This is a genomic window from Aristaeella hokkaidonensis (assembly GCF_018128945.1).
In the GTDB taxonomy this organism is placed as follows: domain Bacteria; phylum Bacillota; class Clostridia; order Christensenellales; family Aristaeellaceae; genus Aristaeella; species Aristaeella hokkaidonensis.
On record NZ_CP068393.1, the window covers coordinates 970,142 to 988,690 of the forward strand.

The 18,549-nt window shown below is 44.1% G+C and carries 18 protein-coding genes, 1 tRNA gene and 2 pseudogenes; 17 read left to right on the forward strand and 4 right to left on the reverse strand.

Annotated elements, in window-relative coordinates:
- The first annotated feature begins 55 nt into the window (after window positions 1–55).
- The gene (locus JYE49_RS04495) at window positions 56–2,506 is read left to right on the forward strand and encodes a L,D-transpeptidase family protein (protein WP_304583307.1); all 2,451 of its coding nucleotides are present in this window, start codon (window positions 56–58) and stop codon (window positions 2,504–2,506) included.
- On the opposite strand, the gene JYE49_RS04500 is transcribed toward JYE49_RS04495, so the two are convergent.
- A complete protein-coding gene (locus tag JYE49_RS04500) occupies window positions 2,497–3,618 on the reverse strand; it encodes a THUMP domain-containing class I SAM-dependent RNA methyltransferase (RefSeq protein WP_093956265.1) in 1,122 nt (373 codons plus the stop codon). The two genes, JYE49_RS04495 and JYE49_RS04500, sit on opposite strands and share 10 nt — an antisense overlap.
- A gap of 185 nt (window positions 3,619–3,803) precedes the next feature.
- On the opposite strand from JYE49_RS04500, the gene darA reads away from it, so the two are divergent.
- The 4 genes and pseudogenes from darA to fdxA all read left to right on the forward strand — a co-directional run bounded on the left by darA (window position 3,804) and on the right by fdxA (window position 6,621).
- On the forward strand, window positions 3,804–4,139 hold the full coding sequence (gene darA / locus JYE49_RS04505) for a cyclic di-AMP receptor DarA (RefSeq protein WP_093956266.1): 336 nt from the start codon (window positions 3,804–3,806) through the stop codon (window positions 4,137–4,139).
- 14 nt (window positions 4,140–4,153) lie between these two features.
- Entirely contained in the window at window positions 4,154–5,173 is a 1,020-nt protein-coding gene (holB, locus tag JYE49_RS04510; protein ID WP_179217217.1) for a DNA polymerase III subunit delta', read from the forward strand.
- Window positions 5,161–5,955 (forward strand): annotated as a pseudogene (locus JYE49_RS04515) (PSP1 domain-containing protein); the annotation flags it as partial. The gene holB and the pseudogene JYE49_RS04515, both read left to right, overlap by 13 nt.
- A 495-nt stretch (window positions 5,956–6,450) precedes the next feature.
- Window positions 6,451–6,621 carry a 4Fe-4S ferredoxin gene (gene fdxA / locus JYE49_RS04520; RefSeq protein WP_093956269.1) on the forward strand — a complete coding sequence of 57 codons (171 nt, stop codon included), beginning with the start codon at window positions 6,451–6,453 and terminating at the stop codon, window positions 6,619–6,621.
- A gap of 103 nt (window positions 6,622–6,724) precedes the next feature.
- Here the strand turns inward: fdxA and JYE49_RS04525 are convergent.
- Window positions 6,725–6,797 (reverse strand) — tRNA-Lys (locus tag JYE49_RS04525).
- 162 nt (window positions 6,798–6,959) lie between these two features.
- Here JYE49_RS04525 and JYE49_RS04530 point away from each other — a divergent pair.
- From JYE49_RS04530 to sigH, 4 genes are all read left to right on the forward strand, one after another.
- Window positions 6,960–7,349 (forward strand): Mini-ribonuclease 3, encoded by a 390-nt coding sequence (locus tag JYE49_RS04530; protein WP_093956270.1) that lies wholly within the window; start codon window positions 6,960–6,962, stop codon window positions 7,347–7,349.
- Window positions 7,342–8,088, forward strand: a complete 747-nt coding sequence (gene thyX, locus JYE49_RS04535; RefSeq protein WP_093956271.1) for an FAD-dependent thymidylate synthase — start codon at window positions 7,342–7,344, stop codon at window positions 8,086–8,088. Before JYE49_RS04530 ends, thyX begins: the two co-directional genes overlap by 8 nt.
- Window position 8,089: 1 nt before the next feature.
- Complete coding sequence (rlmB, locus tag JYE49_RS04540) at window positions 8,090–9,016, forward strand: 23S rRNA (guanosine(2251)-2'-O)-methyltransferase RlmB (protein WP_283399306.1); 927 nt, start codon at window positions 8,090–8,092, stop codon at window positions 9,014–9,016.
- 76 nt (window positions 9,017–9,092) lie between these two features.
- Window positions 9,093–9,773, forward strand: coding sequence for an RNA polymerase sporulation sigma factor SigH (gene sigH / locus JYE49_RS04545; RefSeq protein WP_093956491.1), 681 nt, complete (start codon window positions 9,093–9,095; stop codon window positions 9,771–9,773).
- 39 nt (window positions 9,774–9,812) lie between these two features.
- Here the strand turns inward: sigH and JYE49_RS04550 are convergent, their stop codons facing one another.
- Window positions 9,813–10,352 carry a hypothetical protein gene (locus tag JYE49_RS04550; protein WP_093956272.1) on the reverse strand — a complete coding sequence of 180 codons (540 nt, stop codon included), beginning with the start codon at window positions 10,350–10,352 and terminating at the stop codon, window positions 9,813–9,815.
- Window positions 10,349–10,927 (reverse strand): RNA polymerase sigma factor, encoded by a 579-nt coding sequence (locus tag JYE49_RS04555; protein ID WP_304583308.1) that lies wholly within the window; start codon window positions 10,925–10,927, stop codon window positions 10,349–10,351. Before JYE49_RS04555 ends, JYE49_RS04550 begins: the two co-directional genes overlap by 4 nt.
- A gap of 206 nt (window positions 10,928–11,133) precedes the next feature.
- On the opposite strand from JYE49_RS04555, the gene JYE49_RS04560 reads away from it, so the two are divergent.
- The 8 genes and pseudogenes from JYE49_RS04560 to deoD all read left to right on the forward strand — a co-directional run bounded on the left by JYE49_RS04560 (window position 11,134) and on the right by deoD (window position 18,513).
- The gene (locus tag JYE49_RS04560; RefSeq protein ID WP_093956274.1) at window positions 11,134–12,318 is read left to right on the forward strand and encodes a glucose-1-phosphate adenylyltransferase; all 1,185 of its coding nucleotides are present in this window, start codon (window positions 11,134–11,136) and stop codon (window positions 12,316–12,318) included.
- A 35-nt stretch (window positions 12,319–12,353) separates the two neighbouring features.
- Window positions 12,354–13,475, forward strand: a complete 1,122-nt coding sequence (gene glgD / locus JYE49_RS04565; RefSeq protein WP_093956275.1) for a glucose-1-phosphate adenylyltransferase subunit GlgD — start codon at window positions 12,354–12,356, stop codon at window positions 13,473–13,475.
- Window positions 13,476–13,498: 23 nt separating this feature from the next.
- A complete protein-coding gene (gene glgA, locus JYE49_RS04570) occupies window positions 13,499–14,992 on the forward strand; it encodes a glycogen synthase GlgA (RefSeq protein ID WP_093956276.1) in 1,494 nt (497 codons plus the stop codon).
- 32 nt (window positions 14,993–15,024) lie between these two features.
- Window positions 15,025–15,819, forward strand: coding sequence for a tRNA1(Val) (adenine(37)-N6)-methyltransferase (locus JYE49_RS04575; protein ID WP_304583309.1), 795 nt, complete (start codon window positions 15,025–15,027; stop codon window positions 15,817–15,819).
- A gap of 25 nt (window positions 15,820–15,844) precedes the next feature.
- On the forward strand, window positions 15,845–17,050 hold the full coding sequence (locus tag JYE49_RS04580) for an aminoacetone oxidase family FAD-binding enzyme (RefSeq protein ID WP_093956278.1): 1,206 nt from the start codon (window positions 15,845–15,847) through the stop codon (window positions 17,048–17,050).
- A gap of 25 nt (window positions 17,051–17,075) precedes the next feature.
- Window positions 17,076–17,228, forward strand: a pseudogene (locus tag JYE49_RS15200) (TetR/AcrR family transcriptional regulator); the annotation flags it as partial.
- A gap of 150 nt (window positions 17,229–17,378) precedes the next feature.
- Window positions 17,379–17,768 carry a hypothetical protein gene (locus JYE49_RS04585; RefSeq protein WP_283399308.1) on the forward strand — a complete coding sequence of 130 codons (390 nt, stop codon included), beginning with the start codon at window positions 17,379–17,381 and terminating at the stop codon, window positions 17,766–17,768.
- A gap of 34 nt (window positions 17,769–17,802) precedes the next feature.
- The gene (gene deoD, locus JYE49_RS04590; RefSeq protein WP_093956280.1) at window positions 17,803–18,513 is read left to right on the forward strand and encodes a purine-nucleoside phosphorylase; all 711 of its coding nucleotides are present in this window, start codon (window positions 17,803–17,805) and stop codon (window positions 18,511–18,513) included.
- Window positions 18,514–18,549 lie beyond the last annotated feature (36 nt).

The following is an 18,549-nucleotide window of genomic DNA, read 5'->3' on the forward strand; positions in this document are numbered from 1 at the left end:
GCGGATGAAAGAATTAGGAAGTAGAATATCTGTGTCTGGTGAAAGGAGCAGTAGAATGCATTTCAGGAAGAAAATAAAACGGTTAACGACATTTATCTGTACTGTGATCTTTTTTTGCAGCGTATGGAACAGTGCATGCTCCGGAAACCCATTTGATATAAAGCGTGTGGGGAATATCCATTCGTATGAGGACAATTTTTTTCGCGTATACGCTGAGGAAAACGGATATCTGACGATTCGGATTCATGATGATGTTTGTGTATACAGAGAACTGAATCAGCGGGTCAGTGCCGGTGAAACGACAGTGGAATGGGATGGATGTGCATATAATAAAGAAAAATTATATGATAAAACATATACCATTACAGCTGTATTTCAAACGGATTCCGGACAAACACATACCACTTCATTTCTGTCGCCGGTCGAATATCCGGGTCAATGCCTGCAGTATGCTCTGCCTTCATCGAAAACACTGTATCTGGACGCACCGGAAACCTGGTTTGTTGAGTACAGAACAGTTAAAAACGGTACGGTCATGCTGACATTGACAGGAGAAGGACAGAGTGAAGCGTCATATAGCTATAAACTTTCCACAACCGGAGGCAGAATCAACAGACAGGATTTCAGCGATATTTCAAAGAAAAAGAAACCTGAACCAGGTCAATATACTCTGAAAATCTATGAAGTGTCCAAGCCTGAAGAAACATATGAGTACTTACTCACTGTTTCTGAGAAGAAGCCCGAGAATACTTCCATTTCAGAAACCGGTGAAATCATGCCGGATCGCAATATGTCTGAAGAAGAGATCTGGAATATGATGATGAGGCCGTCAGTTGTCATCAATATTGATTCCTTTAAGCATCAGGATGTTTATGAAAAACAGGATGAGAAAAGCAAATCGCTTGGAACACTTCACGGGCAGACGCAGGGAGTCCGGGTGATTAAGATTGACGGCGCCTGGGCGTTTATAGGCGCGTGGAATCATGAAGAGGGAGAATATGTGGAAGGGTGGGTTCCGCTTCAAAAGCTCAAAACAGAAGAACCTGCTGAAGAATACGGTTTGCTTGTAGATAAACAAAAACAAACAATGAGCATATTTCATCAGGGAAAAATCATTGATACACTCTTTGTATCCACCGGCAGAGCCGAAAGAAACAGTCTTTACCAGGAAACTTCTGCAGGCTGTTTCCTGACAGGATATCACAGGGTGAACTTTTCAACAAACGGAAAAAAATATGATTATGTTATTCAGTATGACGGAGGCAATCTGCTTCATCAGACACCTTATGACTGGGGGAAAAGTAAAAAAGACTTTACTCTTGGGCGTGGATATCTGGGTGCAAAAGCTTCCCATGCCTGTATACGAATACAGCCTGATCCCGGAGACGGCGGATTAAATGCATACTGGCTGTTTACACATCTTCCATATCATACGCGTGTTATTATCCTGGATGATCCGGAAGAAAGAAAAGCGGCCAATAACAGGCTGAAACGAGATAATAACAGCGAATACCAGCATACGATACCTGTTACAGAAGATGAACAGGACGACGTAACGGACGATAAGGTTAAAATTACTTTTTGCGGTAAAATTATTCCGGGAGGGAACAGGAATTTCAATGCAAGAAAAGAGAGTTTCGTTTCCTATACAAAAAAAGCAGGATATCAGGATCCTCTCTCGGAATTATTGCCTTTATTATCGGAGGATGATCTGACTTGCGCAGATCTGGGCGGTATCCTTGAAGGAAACGTGGAAATCGCACCGGAAATGAAAAATGTTCAATACGGTCCGAAAGGAACCGGTGAATTATTCAGAAATGCATCCATTGAACTGATTACGCTTACTGATGATGTTTTATATCAACGGGATGATCTTTTCAATAACACCCGGGAAGAAGCAGCAGGATACTCTGAAATCATGGAACGTTCCCAGCCTCTGGCAGTCAGGCTGAAAGGGCATATTATCGGATTTGCCGGATGCAGTGAAAGTGAGTATCTGGCTGATGTGAATGTCATCAGCGATCGAATCATGCAGCTGAAAGAAATGCATTGTGAAAAAATCGTATTTACGGTTAGCCGAAAAGAAGATAAAGACCAGAATCATTCCATTATCCAGGAAGCTATGGCAAACAGATGTGTTCTCTTCGGAGCTGATTTCGTCATTTTCAATCAATACGGACAGTCACAGGGAATTGAATATATCAGAGGCGTACCGGTTATATATAATGCAGGAACAATCATAGACGGAAGTACATCCAGAAAACCCAAAGCCTATTTTTCCATGCTGGTAAGGATACAGTTTGATTTTACGACAGGAGGGGAAAACGCTCCTGTAACGGTTATCCCTGTTTATCCCTATGGAAATCAGGAAACGGATATGAATACGTATTGTCCGCAAGCTGTTCAAACACAGAAGGATATAGACCTGTTTATCAGACATATCAGGAATGACTCCACTGACGAATCCATAGGAAGGACGTATATCCGTATTCCAGGTCAGTTGTAGATGTAATATACGCATTCAAGACGTCCGTTATATAAACGACGTTTTCGGTCTGCCTTTTTGCCAAAGCTTCTTTCAAAAGCAGGGTCTGATGAAATCGCACAGAGTTTCCAGGATGGATGACGCTTCTTCAGCAGGAAAAGATCATGATAGAGTTTACGGCAGCCGGCCTGGTCGCTGAGTCGTTCGCCGTATGGCGGATTACAGATAAAAACACCATTTTCCGTTTCAAGATTTAATTCCTGGAGCGGAAGATGTTCCAGATGGATTGCATTACTGCCCAGACCGGCCTGAGCAATATGTCTTTTTGCAAGTTCAAGCGCTTCAGGATCGAGATCCGAACCGCTGATGCCGGAAATGCATTCTCTTGATTCCATTGCTTTCAGGGAAGCACGAAGAGATGAGAAACAAAGGAACCGGAAGCATTTGTAATTTTCCATGGCGAACTGTCTGTTGATTCCTGGGGCGATCCTGCCGGATTGAAGTGCTGCTTCAATCAGAATTGTCCCTGTTCCGCAGCAGGGATCATGAAGAGGCTGCCCCGGCCTCCATCCGCTCAGCTCCACGAGAGCTGCAGCCAGCGTTTCACGAAGAGGAGCTTCACCGTTCCAGGTACGATATCCCCGACGGGAGAGCGCTTCTCCTGAGGTGTTCAGGAGGATCCTGACCAGATCGTTTCTTACGGAGACATGGACTGAAAGGGCAGAACCAGATTCGGGAAAAGTTTTTTGCCCGGTTGCTTTTTTCACGTTTTCTATGATTGCCTTTTTGGTTATTGACTGACAGTCACGCTGGCTCATTAACCGGCTTCTGGTACATTTGCAGGATATGTCGATAAAATTATCCGGGGAGAAATAATCAGTCCAGCGGACAGAAGAAACAAGCTGAAAAAGATCTTCAAAGCTTTTGCATTCTCCGGCGGTCAGAATAATAAACAATCTGTCGCTGAAATGAAGTTTCATATTGGCAAGGAATAGTTCTTCACCGGATGCGGAAAAAAGGACGAAACCGTTTTCGGCCTCAACATCGTGCAGTCCGTTATTTTTCAGTTCCCTTGAAACAAGTCCTTCCATACCGAAAGCGGCGCTGGCATAACAATGAAATAGATGACTCATACTGATTCCTCCCGATTCATCAGTTTATCCTTTTTCCCTGATGATGTAAAGAATGCGGTTGCTGTGATAATGGAGGATGTCATCGCTGTCATGGGCTGAACATATGAATATAAAGGGATAAACTTGATTTTGAATATGATGTAGCGTATAATTTTAAAGTTAAATGCGGAAGGAGAAGAATGTCTATGAAGCTTATCATCGCTATTGTTCAGGATGAGGACGCATCAAAGCTTCTGTCCGTTTTAATGCAGCAGGGATTTGGCGTGACCAAACTGGCAACCACAGGCGGATTCCTGAAGGCGGGAAACACCACTTTGCTGCTCGGCGTGGATGACAACAGGATTGATGAAGCTGTGAACATTGTTGAATCTGTATGCAAAAGCAGGAAACAGATTTCCACAGTTTCGCCGTCAGTGTCCGGCGGTATTTCACAGAATGAGTATTCATCCTATCCGATTGAAGTCACTGTCGGGGGAGCGACGATGTTTGTCCTGACTGTAGATCAGTTCCTGAAAGTCTAAAAGCAGGGATGCCGATGTTGTCATTTGAAGATTTTCGTCTGCAGGGACCTGAAATAGATGCTCTGAAAAAACAGATTACAGAGCATCGGCTTGTTCATGCTGTACTGATTACCGGGCAGCCTGGTGCTGGAAAACGAACACTCGCCGGACTGATTGCAAGATCCCTGATGTGTTCATCTGACAGGGAGAAACCATGCGGTCAATGTGACGGCTGCAGGCTGACGCTGGCAGGAGAGCATCCGGATATAACAGTCATCGAAAAGGGCAATCCCATCTCACCGGATGTACAAAAAGGCAGGACGACTATTCCTGTGGAAGATATCCGTGAAATGATCAGATTGTGCAGCAGATATGCCTACGGTGGAGGCAACAGGGTTGTAATGATTCCTGATGCTGAAAACATGACGCCGCAGGCGCAGAACAGTTTGCTGAAGATTCTGGAAGAACCGCCCCAAAACACTTTTTTTCTGATGACAACAAGCCATCCAGAACAGATCCTGACGACCGTACGGAGCAGATGCCGGAATATCAAACTCATCCCCTGGGATGAAAAATATATAACGGAAGTCATTGTTTCATCCGGAGTCGAACAGGAAATAGCCGAAAAGGCGGCCAGGGTTTCCGGCGGTTCAATCGGAAACGCAATCAGGCTTTCATCTGATGATTCATACTGGAAGCTGAAAGATGAAATAGTGAAGGCGTTCTTCGGAAACAGAAAACGAAGCGAGGTTCTCAATATATCAACATCCTGGAAAGACAGGAAGGGTTCGTCTGATCAGCTTTTTGATATTCTTGAGGATATTGTCCGGCAGTTGCTGAAATATCGGCTTTTTCATGACGGGAAAGATTATCCTGAAGATTATTCAAAAGAATGGCAGCGTTTTGCAGAGAAAGCCCCGCTTGAAAGGTTTACTCTTCTCACAGATGCCATAGCATGTGCCAGAAAGCAGAATGCGAGCAATGTCAATTTTCAGGCAGTTATAGAACAATTACTTTTAACACTTATAGGAGAATGTGATTTATGGGCAGAATAATCGGAGTACAGTTTCAGGAAAACGGAAAAATGTACTATTTTGATTCTTCCGAAACTGAAGTAAAAACAGGAGATTATGTTATTGTTGATACTGCCCGGGGCAATGATCTGGGGGAAGTGGTTATGGGCTCACGGGAAGTAGACGAGGAAAACTGGCATACTCCACTGAAAAAGGTAATCAGAATTGCAGATGAACAGGATATAAAACATGGACAGGAAAACCGTGTGAAGGAAAAAGAAGCCTTTGGTATCTGCCAGAAAAAAATCGCCGAGCATAAACTGGAAATGAAGCTTGTATCTGTTGAATATGCTTTCGACAACAGCAAGATTCTGTTCTTTTTTACAGCAAACGGAAGAGTTGATTTCAGGTCTTTGGTAAAGGATCTTGCTTCAGTATTTAAAATGAGAATTGAACTGAGGCAGATCGGCGTCAGAGACGAGGCTAAAATGCTGGGAGGCCTTGGCCCCTGTGGAAGACCAATATGCTGTGGATCATTTCTTGATCAGTTTCAGCCGGTTTCCATAAAAATGGCAAAAGAGCAGAACCTGTCTCTGAACCCGACAAAGATAAGCGGTGTGTGCGGTCGCCTCATGTGCTGCCTGAAATACGAACAGGAACATTATGAAATGACCAGAAAGAAGATGCCGAAAATCGGCAGGGAAGTTATCACTCCGGATGGTACAGGACCAGTAACGGATCTCAATATCGTCAAGGAAACGGTATTTGTACGTCTGACAAACGGTGATACTAGCGAGATTAAAGAATATCCGCTTGAAAACATTACAAAGCCTTCAGACGGAAACACAAACCAGGAACAGGCAAGGAAAAACAACGGTGAAGAAAAGACAGATCCGGTTTATGATGGTTTTGCCGGAAAGAATGCACAGGACGATTTGACGGTGAAATCCGAAGAATCAGAAACAGATGAAAAAACAATTCAGCATGGAACAGACAGCAATATAACCAACGAAGAAAAGAACAACAGGAAAGCGCGTAAACCTGTGCTCGGACAGCCGGTGAGAAGGGAAAACCCGAACCGCAGTCATGAACAAAAAAACAGAGAAGAGGCACAGGCTCAGCCTGATCATAACGAGGCAAAAGAAACACCGAATTCTCCGGAAACAAGTAGTACCAGAAGTCCTTGGGCCGACGCTTTGCAGAAAGCAATGCAGGCTATCAGTCATGACAAATGATATATTGATTTTCAATTTGTTCGATGATATACTTTTTATAGTTTCACGCATGACTGCGCGGACAAATAAGAGGAGGTTAGTTTTATGGCTTACAAAATTTCTGATGAATGCATCAGCTGCGGCGCTTGTGCTGCTGAATGTCCCGTATCCGCTATCAGCGAGGGTGACGGCAAATACGAGATCAATCCTGACACCTGCATTGAATGCGGTGCTTGTGCTGAGACCTGCCCTGTGGGAGCTCCCGCTCAGGCCTGATCACAACTGAAATTGACAGCGGTCTGCAGAATTAATGCAGACCGCTGTTGTTTGTTGAAAACAGGCAAAATGAAAAGCTGGAAGCTTAATGCTTCCAGCTCTGTACACCATTAGGGACTCGAACCCTAGACACCCTGATTAAGAGTCAGGTGCTCTACCAACTGAGCTAATGGTGCCCGGACAACAAACGTTATTATACACATTATTTTGCGGCTGTCAAGTATCTTTTTTATGAAATTTGCAGGATTGGATCATATTTATTATAAACAAAGAGTATGATATAATATTATGAATTTTTCTTGGAGGTCAGTCATTTGAGTCTTCGGTTCGGAAAAGGGATGAAACAGCAGGAAGCGCTCCAGCTGAATGCGCTGCAGCTTGCCTATATTGGAGATTCAGTATGGGAACTGATTGTAAGATATAAGCTGATCATGAAAAGATACAACGTACATCATATGCATAAAGAATGCGTCAGCCTTGTGAATGCGCATTCACAAGCTGTGATTCTGCAGAAAATACAGGATGAACTGAACGAAACGGAAACAGAGATTGTCAGAAGAGGAAGAAATGCTCATGCAAAACATTCAGCTCCGCGAAATCAGGATCCTGATGAATATGCTGCATCAACCGGATTTGAAGCATTGTTCGGATATCTGTATCTGACAGGACAGAATGACAGGATCAGCAGGCTCGTAACTATTATAGAAGAGGTGAGTGAAAATGGCTGAACAGAAGAAACTGAAAGTAATCCTTCTCCGTCACACGCTTTCACCGGAAGAAACGATTGCGCTGAGTGCAAAACTATGCTACTCAAAATCAACAATAGAAGATCTGAAAGAAAAAATATCTCAGAAAGATCAATCTGCATTTATCGAAAAGCTCATGGGGATGGGTCATGAATCCGTGCTGGAACATGTCACGTTTTCCTTTGGTGTTGAAGGAGTCAGCCGGGTTCTTCTTGCACAGTTGACAAGACATCGTATTGCCAGTTTCTCTGTTCAGAGTCAGCGATATGTTTCCTATGAAAACGGATTTGGGTTTATCATGCCCGACAGTATTGCAGCACTGGGTGAAGATGCGGTACAACAGTACCAGAAGCAGATGGACACAATAGAATCCTGGTATGTTGAATGGCAGAAAAAGCTTGGAAAAGGCGAAAAATCCAATGAAGATGCCCGTTTTGTGCTTCCCAACGCATGTGAAACCAGGCTGGTAGTGACAATGAATGTCCGCGAACTGAGGCATTTCTTCTCATTGAGAATGTGCAACAGAGCACAATGGGAAATCAGAAAAATGGCAGAAGAAATGTTCAGGATATGCTTTGATATTGCCCCTGCGTTGTTTACGGATGCCGGACCTGCGTGTATCCGGGGAAAATGTCCTGAGGGCGAAAAGACATGCGGTATGGCTGCTGAAATCCGTAAAAACAGGGAAGCTTTAATCCGGTCACGTAAGGAGGAAGTCTGATATGGCATATGATTCCAAAAAGAATACAGAGAAATCCAGCGGCAGGCGCATGCAGAAGAGTGCTCCTGAAAAACGACGTTCATACAGCAGCGAAAGAAAAAAGAATTTCCCTGATAAGGACAGTGCTGCCCAGCAAAGCTATCAGCAGTTTGAATACAGGAACCATGAAACACGGATAAACCCGAATGAGAGAACAGAACAAAATAATGAATATATCCTCACGGGCAGAAATCCGATCCGGGAAGCATTAAAAAGCCATCATGATCTTGAAAAACTGCTTGTTCAGAAGGGCGAGCTTTCAGGATCAGCGAGAGAAATCGTCCAAAAGGCAAAAGAACAGAAAATACAGATTCAGGTTGTCGAGAAATCGAGACTGGATGCGATTGCAACCAATCATCAGGGCCTCATTGCTTTTGCATCGGCTTATCAGTATTCATCGGTGGACGATATACTGAATACCGCTTTTGAAAAAGGTGAAGATCCATTTCTTATCCTGCTGGACGGAATTACGGATCCCCACAATCTGGGCGCTATCATCCGGACAGCTGAGTGTACCGGCGCACATGGCATTATTATTCCCCAGCACAGAAGTGTCGGCCTTACACCGTCAGCCGTCAAGTCTTCCGCCGGTGCTGTTGAATATGTAAAAGTGGCAAGAGTCAGCAACCTGGCCCGAACTATTGAATATCTCCAGGAAAAGAATATCTGGCTGTATGCTGTCACGATGAATGGAAATGATTACAGGAAAACAGATTTCACAGGAGGCGTTGCGCTTGTCATCGGTGCAGAAGAAGATGGTATCAGCCGTCTGGTTGCTGAAAAATGTGATTATACCGTATCGCTTCCTATGAAGGGGAAAATTGAGAGCCTGAATGCTTCTGTGGCTGCCGGTATCATGATGTATCGTGTCCTTGAATGCAGAAAATAATAAGAGACACATAATAAACTGGAGTTGCTCTATGGAATACAACAATTCGAAAACTTCTGAAATAAATGAAGGAAGAATGAACAATCATCCTGAGAGGATTGAGGAAACCGATAACGGAGAAGAAATCATTCCGTTCAGGGAAAGATTCAGCGGATATTCCGATGAAGAGATTGTACAGCTATGCCATGACGGCGATACAATGGCGGAAGAATTTCTCCTGAACAAGTACAAAAATTTTGTCAGGTCCAAAGCAAGAAGCTACTTTCTGATCGGCGCTGATCATGAAGACATCGTCCAGGAAGGCATGATAGGGTTGTATAAAGCAATCCGCGACTACAAACAGGAAAAACTCAGTTCATTCCGTGCTTTTGCTGAGCTGTGCATTACAAGGCAGATTATCACGGCCATTAAAACGGCCACCAGACAGAAACATATACCGCTGAACAGCTATGTATCATTAAATAAACCTTTATATGATGAAGAAAGCGACAGAACTCTTCTTGATATCATCATGGAGGGTAACAGTGGCAATCCGGAAGAAATGATCATCAATCAGGAGAATCTGGGTAATATACACCGGAAAATCAACGAGGTTCTATCCGGGCTGGAGCAGGAAGTCCTGGCAGCATATCTTGACGGTAAAAGCTATCAGGAAATCGCAGAAACACTAGGCAGACATGTTAAATCTATAGACAATGCATTGCAAAGAGTTAAGAGAAAACTTGAAAAATATCTTGAAGAAAACGGCTGTTTCTGATCTTCAGAAACAGCCGTTTGTTGAAAATACAATATTGTTTTATTTCTGCAGCAAAGAGAACAGTCCGCTGCATGTCCAGCATTTCTCATCATTGAAAACATAAGGTTCATTGATGCAGAACGCATATTCTATTCCGTCTTTCATCCGGATGACAATCCGTTCACCGTTATCAGGAATTTCCACCTCAGCTTCTTTAGATTCGGACTGCAGTATGCGAATCATTTCGGCACACCGCGCTTCATCCTGATAATCAACACTGCCGACGGATATGCCGGATACTTTTTTGATGTCAATCTGGGAAAACGGCGTTCCGGCAGTATCCTTTCCACCGGCTGCAAAAACATTCATTTCGCCGGGAGCGGAAGGGGAGAGCGGACGTACACTGTTCAACGCTACAACCATGAGCAGTAAAACCCCGACAACAGCACAAAGTTTCATGACAGGACGGAATACGTTGTCGCGACGGGTTTCAGTGGTCTGGGAAGCCTTAAGAAGAATTCTTTGTTTCAGAGACTCATCTGCAGTCAGGCCGCATAAAGCTTTATCTGTGGCTGTACGAAGTTCCTCGGGTTGAATCACTGCTGATCATCTCCTTTCAATTCTTTCTGTAGCTTGTCTCTGGCTCTGCTTAACCTGGAAGAAACTGTACCTTCTGCGATCTGAAGCATATCAGCGATTTCTGTAACATTAAAACCCTGATAGTAGAACAAAAGGACAACTTCCTTAAACTCTGGTTTCAGGCGATTGACTGCTTCAGCAAGGGATTGCTGGTCAGCCATCTGTCCTATTTCATCCGGCGCGGGAAAACATTCAAACCCGGGATGACCCAAAACCACTTTCTTGATCCAGGAGCTGCGCCATAAATCCCTGCAACGGTTCAGTGCAACCTTCAGAAGCCAGGCTTTTTCCCTTCCTTCCTCAAGGACGGGATTGTTGGTGATGAGCTTGACAAAGACATCCTGAGTAACGTCTTCAGCCATTTCACGATTGCCCAGATAGTAATAGGATACACGAAGAACGTCGGTTGCATACAGCTCATAAAGCTGATCAAAAGACAGAGAACCGGAAGAGCTGCCGGACATTTCAGTCTGAAGGGACAATGTTTTCTCACCTCTTCCGTACATACAACGAGTGTAATGGATCCCTGATTCCAATAAAATCAAAAATATTTTATAAAAATCAGTAAATTATTATAACATAAGTTTTGCAATGATCAATCAGTATTATCAGTATATATACAAAAAAGAATCAGTACTTGACGAATATAATCAGTAAAATGTAAAATGATTAAACAAGAAGGGTATTATAACCATGGTCTAAGAAATAACAATATTCCACATAATGAAGGAGCGTGTAAAGCGTGTTAAGAAAGAAGACCTGCATTGCGATGCTTTTGGCCGGAGGGCAGGGCAGCCGTCTTGGTATACTGACAAAAAATGTTGCAAAACCTGCTGTACCGTACGGAGGAAAATACAGAATTATTGATTTCCCTCTGAGCAATTGTACCAACAGCGGTATCGACACAGTAGGCGTACTGACGCAGTACCAGCCTCTGGAACTGAACGCCTATATCGGAAGCGGTGCTCCCTGGGATCTGGATATATCCAACGGCGGTGTTTTCGTACTGCCTCCATACCAGAAAGGGAAAAGCGGAGAATGGTATCGCGGTACTGCAAATGCCATTTATCAGAACATGGCATTCATTGAGCAGTATCACCCGGACTATGTTCTGATACTGAGCGGTGATCACATTTACAAAATGGATTATAATGCAATGCTTGATTATCATATCAGCCACGGAGCAGATGCGACAATCGCAGTACGCGAAGTCCCCTGGGAGGAAGCATCACGATTTGGAATAATGAATACCGATCCTGACGGCACAATCGTGGAATTTGAGGAAAAACCTCAGAATCCCAAAAGCAATAAAGCCTCCATGGGCGTATATATCTTTACATGGGAAAAGCTCCGCCATTATCTCACGGAGGATGAAGCAGACAAGAACAGCTCCAATGACTTTGGCAAAAACATCATACCGAATATGCTCAGAGACAAACAGGTTCTTGTCGCTTATGATTTCAACGGATACTGGAAAGATGTAGGTACCATAGAGAGCCTGTGGGAAGCCAATATGGATCTTATAGACAATCCGATGCCCATGAACATGCATGACAAAAAGTGGCGCATCTATTCCAAAAATCCGGGCATGCCGCCGCATTATATTTCAGAAGGTGCAGTCGTCACGGATACACTGATTACCGAAGGCTGTGAAGTATACGGCAAAGTGAATCACTCAGTTTTGTTTGCCGGAGTGGTTGTTGAGGAAGGAGCCGACATTGAATACAGTGTCGTGATGCCGGGAAGTATCATTAAGCGCGGCGCTATTGTACGCCGTTCCATTGTGGCTGAAAATGCCACAGTAGGTGCCGGATCAATCATCGGTGAAGACAGCGGAAATATCGCGGTGATCGGGCAGGGAGTGACGCTGCCTGCAGGTGTTTCAGTTCCGTCAGGCACACAGGTTGATGAATCCTATACTTTTTAATGCTGACGAATTGTACGAAAGGAAGATAATATAAGATGAAGGATGTAATGGGGATTATTTACACTGGTGAAAATGATGCCCGGCTTCGCGAACTGACGATCATCAGGGCTATTGCCGCACTTCCTGTTGCAGGTCGTTTCCGCGTTATTGATTTTCTTGTTTCCAGCATGGTAAACGGCGGTATGAAGAATATCGGTGTTATCATGCAGAAAAACTATCACAGTCTTATGGACCATCTTGGTTCGGGAAAAGAATGGGATCTTCATGGAAAAACGAACGGGCTTCACATTTTGCCGCCTTTTCTGACGCGTGAGAATGTCGGCCTGTATCCCGGCGTGCTTGACGGACTCCGATCCAATACAGATTACCTCAACAGAAGTAAACAGGAACTGGTGGTGCTCAGTAACAGCAACATCATTTACAATGCTCATTTTAAGGATATGATCGCGTTTTACGAAAATACAGGCGCAGATATTACGCTGATGTATACAAAGGATCCCACCATGAAACGCGACGAGTTCGGAACCTATATTTCACTGGATGAAGAAGGAAACGTCAAAGACATAGAAGTTGAACCGACGCATCCGAACTATGAAAACACTTTTATGCAGGTTTGCCTGATGAAGAGGGAATTCCTGAAAGAGCTTGTTGACAAAGCTGTTGCGCATGGCCTGCATGACCTCGCCAGGGATCTGCTCCTGAAACTCGTACAGGAAAAACAGGCCAAGGTGAATGCGTTTGAATACACAGGCGTATGCTGGAACATCGATTCCGTTCAGAGCTATTTCAAGTTCAATATGGATATACTGAAACCGGAAATCAGGAAAAGACTGTTTATCGATGAGCTGCCGGTATTTACGAAAGTCAGGGATGAAATGCCAGCATTTTACAGTGCGGAATCCCATTCGGTCAATTCTCTCGTTGCTGACGGATGTCAGATTGAAGGAAAGATTGAAAACAGCGTACTGTTCAGAGGCGTTCGAGTAGCACCGAATGCTCATGTGAAGAACTGCATTATCATGCAGGATGGTCAGGTACAGGAAGGCGCTTATATAGAAAATTGTATCCTTGACAAGCAGACTGTAATCAAAAAGAATACGAAGCTGATCGGACCGGAAGCCTATCCGATTGTGATTGCCAAGAATGTGGTTATCTGATCATAAGGGAGTGTTGTTACAAAATGAAAATTCTTTTTGTCGCCAGTGAATCAGTTCCATTTGTAAAAACGGGCGGACTTGCCGATGTTGTCGGAGCATTAGCGCCGGTTCTGGCGAAAGAAGGACATGATGTTCGTGTAATCATCCCTCAATTCAGTACAATCCCGCAGGAATATATGCAGAAAATGTCGCATGTATGCGACTTTGAAGTGCAGCTTGGCTGGAGACGTCAGTACTGCGGCATTGAAATGATCGAAAAAGACGGTGTGAAATGGTACTTTATGGACAACAAGTATTATTTTGGCCGTCCTTATATCTATGGAATGGGCGGGGATGAATATGAACGGTTTGGCTTCTTCTGCCGCGGCGCACTGAACATGCTTCCACTGGTTGATTTTCAACCGGATATCATTCATGCGCATGACTGGCAAAGCGGCATGGTACCGGCTCTCCTGAAAATTCAATATGCGCATCTTCCGTTCTATGCGAACATCAAAACGGTCTTTACGATTCATAATCTGCAATACCAGGGGATTTTCGGAATCCGTGAAGTACAGGATATTCTGGGACTGGGTGACAGTCTGTGGACAGATGACAAGCTTGAATGCTTCGGCTGTGCCAATTTTATGAAAGCAGCACTGGTATACACAGACCTTATTACAACCGTAAGTCCTTCCTATGCTGAGGAAATACAGACAGCCTATTACGGAGAAAGACTGGATGGATTGCTCAGAGCCAGACACAGGGAACTGAAAGGTGTTCTGAACGGTATTGACATGAAGGAATACGATCCTTCTGCTGACAATAAAATTAAAGCAAACTATTCAACAGACAATATGAACGGAAAGGCTGAATGCAAGAGAAACCTTCAGGAGGAACTTGGGCTTGAGATCAAACCGGATGTACCCGTAATCGGTATGGTTGGTCGTCTCAGCAATCAGAAAGGCCTTGACCTGGTTGATTATGTGATCGCAGATATTATGCGGCATGATGTACAACTGGTTGTTCTCGGTATGGGAGAAGGCAGGTATTTCAATCTGTTCAGCTGGGCTGAAACAGAATATAAAGGCAGAGTCGCTGCAAGATTTACCATGGATCACACACTGGCCCACAAAATCTATGCCGGTGCTGATATGTTCCTGATGCCGAGCCAGTTTGAACCGTGCGGACTCAGCCAGATGATTGCCATGAGATACGGAACGATTCCGATTGTCAGAGAAACCGGCGGACTTCGTGATACTGTACTCAGCTACAATGATTTCAACGGCGAAGGAAACGGATTTACTTTTTTCAACTACAACGCTCATGATATGTTACATACGATCGAACGAGCCTGTGAGTATTATAAAAACTATCCTGAGATCTGGAAGAAACTGCAAATGCGCGGAATGAACGGTGACTTCAGCTGGGATCATTCTGCAAAGGAATATATCAACCTTTATCAGAGCCTGTTTGTATCCAGAAAGCAGGAACAGGATGATGAGAAGAAAGAGAATCCTGTAGTGATTGATATCTGATATCATGAAATAAATGTTGAAAAGTCAGGGATGTGCAGAGAAGCACATCCCTGATTTTAGGGAGGGCCCAGGTGAGCATTATACTCAAAGAGGACGAAACGATAGAGGATCTTCAGCTGGACGGGCTGAAACTGATCCAGAAACAGAATGCTTTTCGGTTTGGAATGGATTCAGTTATCCTTGCGCATTTTGCCGAGATCAGGGAAAACGATATCGTGGCCGACTTTGGTACAGGCAACGGTGTGCTGATTCTGCTTCTGAAAGGAAGAAAAAAAGGAAAAAAATATTATGCGCTGGATATACAGCAGGAAGCGGCTGAACTCACAGAAAGAAATATGATCCTGAATCATCTGGAAGATGTCGCAACTGTTATCCATACGGACGCTGTTGATGCATCCCTGTATATAGAACCTTGTTCCGTTGATAAGATCATATGCAACCCTCCGTACGGACAGCCGTATTCCGCCCTGGCCAGTCCAAGCATACAAAAGGCGATTGCCAGGAATCAGGATGAGGAAACGATGGATCACTTACTAAGGGGCGCTTTTTCTGTTCTGAAAGGAAGAGGAAAAATATACATTGTATATCCGGCTCCTCAGATGATGTATATCATGAAACTTTTACAGAAACATCATCTGGAACCCAAGCGCTTTCAGATGGTTTATCCATACATTCATAAACCTGCGAATCTTGTGCTGATTGAAGCTGTAAAGGATGCACGTCCTACACTCCACCCTATGAAGCCTCTGATTATTTATGAAAGGGACGGCAGCTTGACAAACGAACTGAAGTCTGTATATCATTTAGAAGAACAGACCGGATTCTGATTTCAAAAAGGTGTTGACTTGTACGATGAAAACAGATGTAACAGTCATCGGCGCAGGTGCTGCAGGACTCACAGCTGCCGTTACTGCAGCATCCCGTGGTCTGAAAGTCATTCTGCTTGAAAAAGGCGAAAGACCCGGCAGAAAGATTCTTGCTTCCGGCAACGGACGATGCAACATGATGAACAAAGGATTTCCTGTTTATTACGGAGATCCTGTCTTTGCTGCATCAGTTTTGAAGCAATGCCCTCTCAGCAAAATCGAAGCCTTTTTTAAAGAATATGGTCTGATCATGACACAGGATCCTGAGGGGAGAGTATATCCCGTTACCTATCAGGCAATTTCAGTACTGTCTGTGTTGAAAAACGCCGCCAGAATCACAGACGTATATCTGAATACAGGATTTGATGTTTCCGCAATATACAGGGATCATAATCTTTTCATCATCAGAAATGATCGTAACGAAGAAATACTGTCTGAAAAAGTCATTATATGCTGCGGGGGTGCAGCTCAGCCAAAGCTGGGAGGATCAATGGATGGATACAGACTGCTGGGGTCATTAGGACACCATATCATCCCGGTATTTCCTTCGCTTGTTTCGCTTACAACTGACAAAAAAAGCATTTCAGGACTATCCGGAATAAGGATTCGGGCGGCTGTATCCCTGTTTGAAGGCAACAGTTTGATCCATCAGGAAAAAGGAGAAATCCTTTTTACCGATTACGGAGTCAGCGGTATCTGTATTATGCAATGCGCAAGATTTACAGAAGGAAGGAATACTCATCTGGAAATTAATTTTCTGGAAGGGATCTGTGACAGTTCGGAAGAAATGATCAGCGAAATCCAAAGGAGACAGGCTATGCTTTCGAATCTGTCACCGGTCAGCCTCTTTGACGGTGTTTTGCCTGAAAAGATCAGCTATGCAGTGATGAAACAGGCAGGCATTCCGATGAAGGGAGAGAAAGCTGGAAATCTCACAGACAACGACATACGGCGTATTGCTGAAACGGCAAAAGGCTACAAGATCTTCATCACTGGAACCCGTGGAATGGATTATGCCCAGGTAACAGCCGGCGGGGCGGACTGCTGTGAGTTCTGTCCTGAAACCATGGAATCAAGGCTTACACAGGGATTGTTTGCGGCAGGCGAGGTCCTGAATGTGGACGGAGACTGCGGCGGATTCAATCTCATGTTTGCGTTTTCTTCAGGAATCATCGCAGGAGAATCTGTATGATTTTCTGGATGGAGGAGGATGAAAATTGAAAAAAGGCGATATTCGAAAACAGGAAATTCTGAATACGGCTGAAACCCTTTTCTGCAGGAAAGGATATGAGCAGACCAGCATACAGGATATCCTTGACTGCCTGCATACAAGTAAAGGCAGCTTTTATCATCATTATGTCAGCAAGGAATCCGTTCTGGAGGGAATCTGTTCAAAAAGAGCTGAACAGATCTATCAGACGATATCTGATCAGCTGGATCCGGATGAAAATGTTATTGTCAATCTCAACATTCTTTTATCCGGAATTATTCCGTTCAGGGATGAAAAACTCAGCTTTCTGATGATGCTGCTTCCTATTTTCAGAACAACTGACGGAAAGACTGTTCGACATTATTACTGCGAGGCATTGTCTGACTGTTTCAGGGAAGCGGTACGGCTGCAGATTCAGAAGGGAAAGGAAGAAGAAATTATCTTCTGTCCCGAAACCCAATATGTTACTGATATCATCCTGACAACTGTTCACGGACTATGGACAGGAATATGTGATCATATTCTCATATGTGAAGAGAAAAATGCTGAAGCAGATATATCAGAGATTCTGCGCATGACAGAATGCTGCAGACTCATGATAGAAAGAATGCTTTCTCTTCCGTATGGAACTGTAGAACTGACAGATCTTCAGACAATCGCATTCATGTGTAAACAGATACATAATCACTGGATACACTGAAATAAAAGAAATATAAAAAAGGAGGAAAAAATTCATGTCATCCAACATTCCGACCCCGCATATCAATGCTCCTGCCGGCGCATTTGCCGAAACAGTCCTTATGCCGGGTGATCCGCTCAGAGCAATGTTTATTGCAGAACAGTATCTTGAAAAAGCAGAACTGGTGAATAATGTCCGGAATGTGCAGGGGTATACCGGATACTATAAGGGAAAACGCGTATCGGTTATGGCCAGCGGTATGGGTTGTCCGTCTATCGGTATATACTCCTATGAACTGTTCAATTTTTATGATGTAAAGAATATTATCCGTATAGGTTCTGCGGGAGCAATTTCACCCAAACTGAAGCTCAAGGATATTGTGATTGCAATGAGCGCTTATACAGATTCCGGCTATATCAACAGTTTCGGATTCAGGGGAAACGCGGCGCCGTGCTGCAGCTATGAGCTTTTGTCCAAAGCGATGGCGTATGCTGAAAAGCTCCCGTGCAATGTGGTTTGCGGACCGCTGTTTTCATCAGATGCTTTCTATTCTGACGCAAGCCAGACAGAAACGCTGTCCAGGCTCGGTGTTCTGGCTGTCGAGATGGAGGCAGCTGCGCTTTATATGAATGCAGCCAGAGCCGGTAAAAACGCGCTTGCGATATGTTCGATTTCCGACAGCCTGGTTACGGGAGAAGAACTTCCCGCTGAAGACAGACAAACCGGATTCCGGAATATGATGGAACTGGGACTGGCATTGATCTGAAAAAACAAAAGCGCTGTCAGATGACAGCGCTTTTTG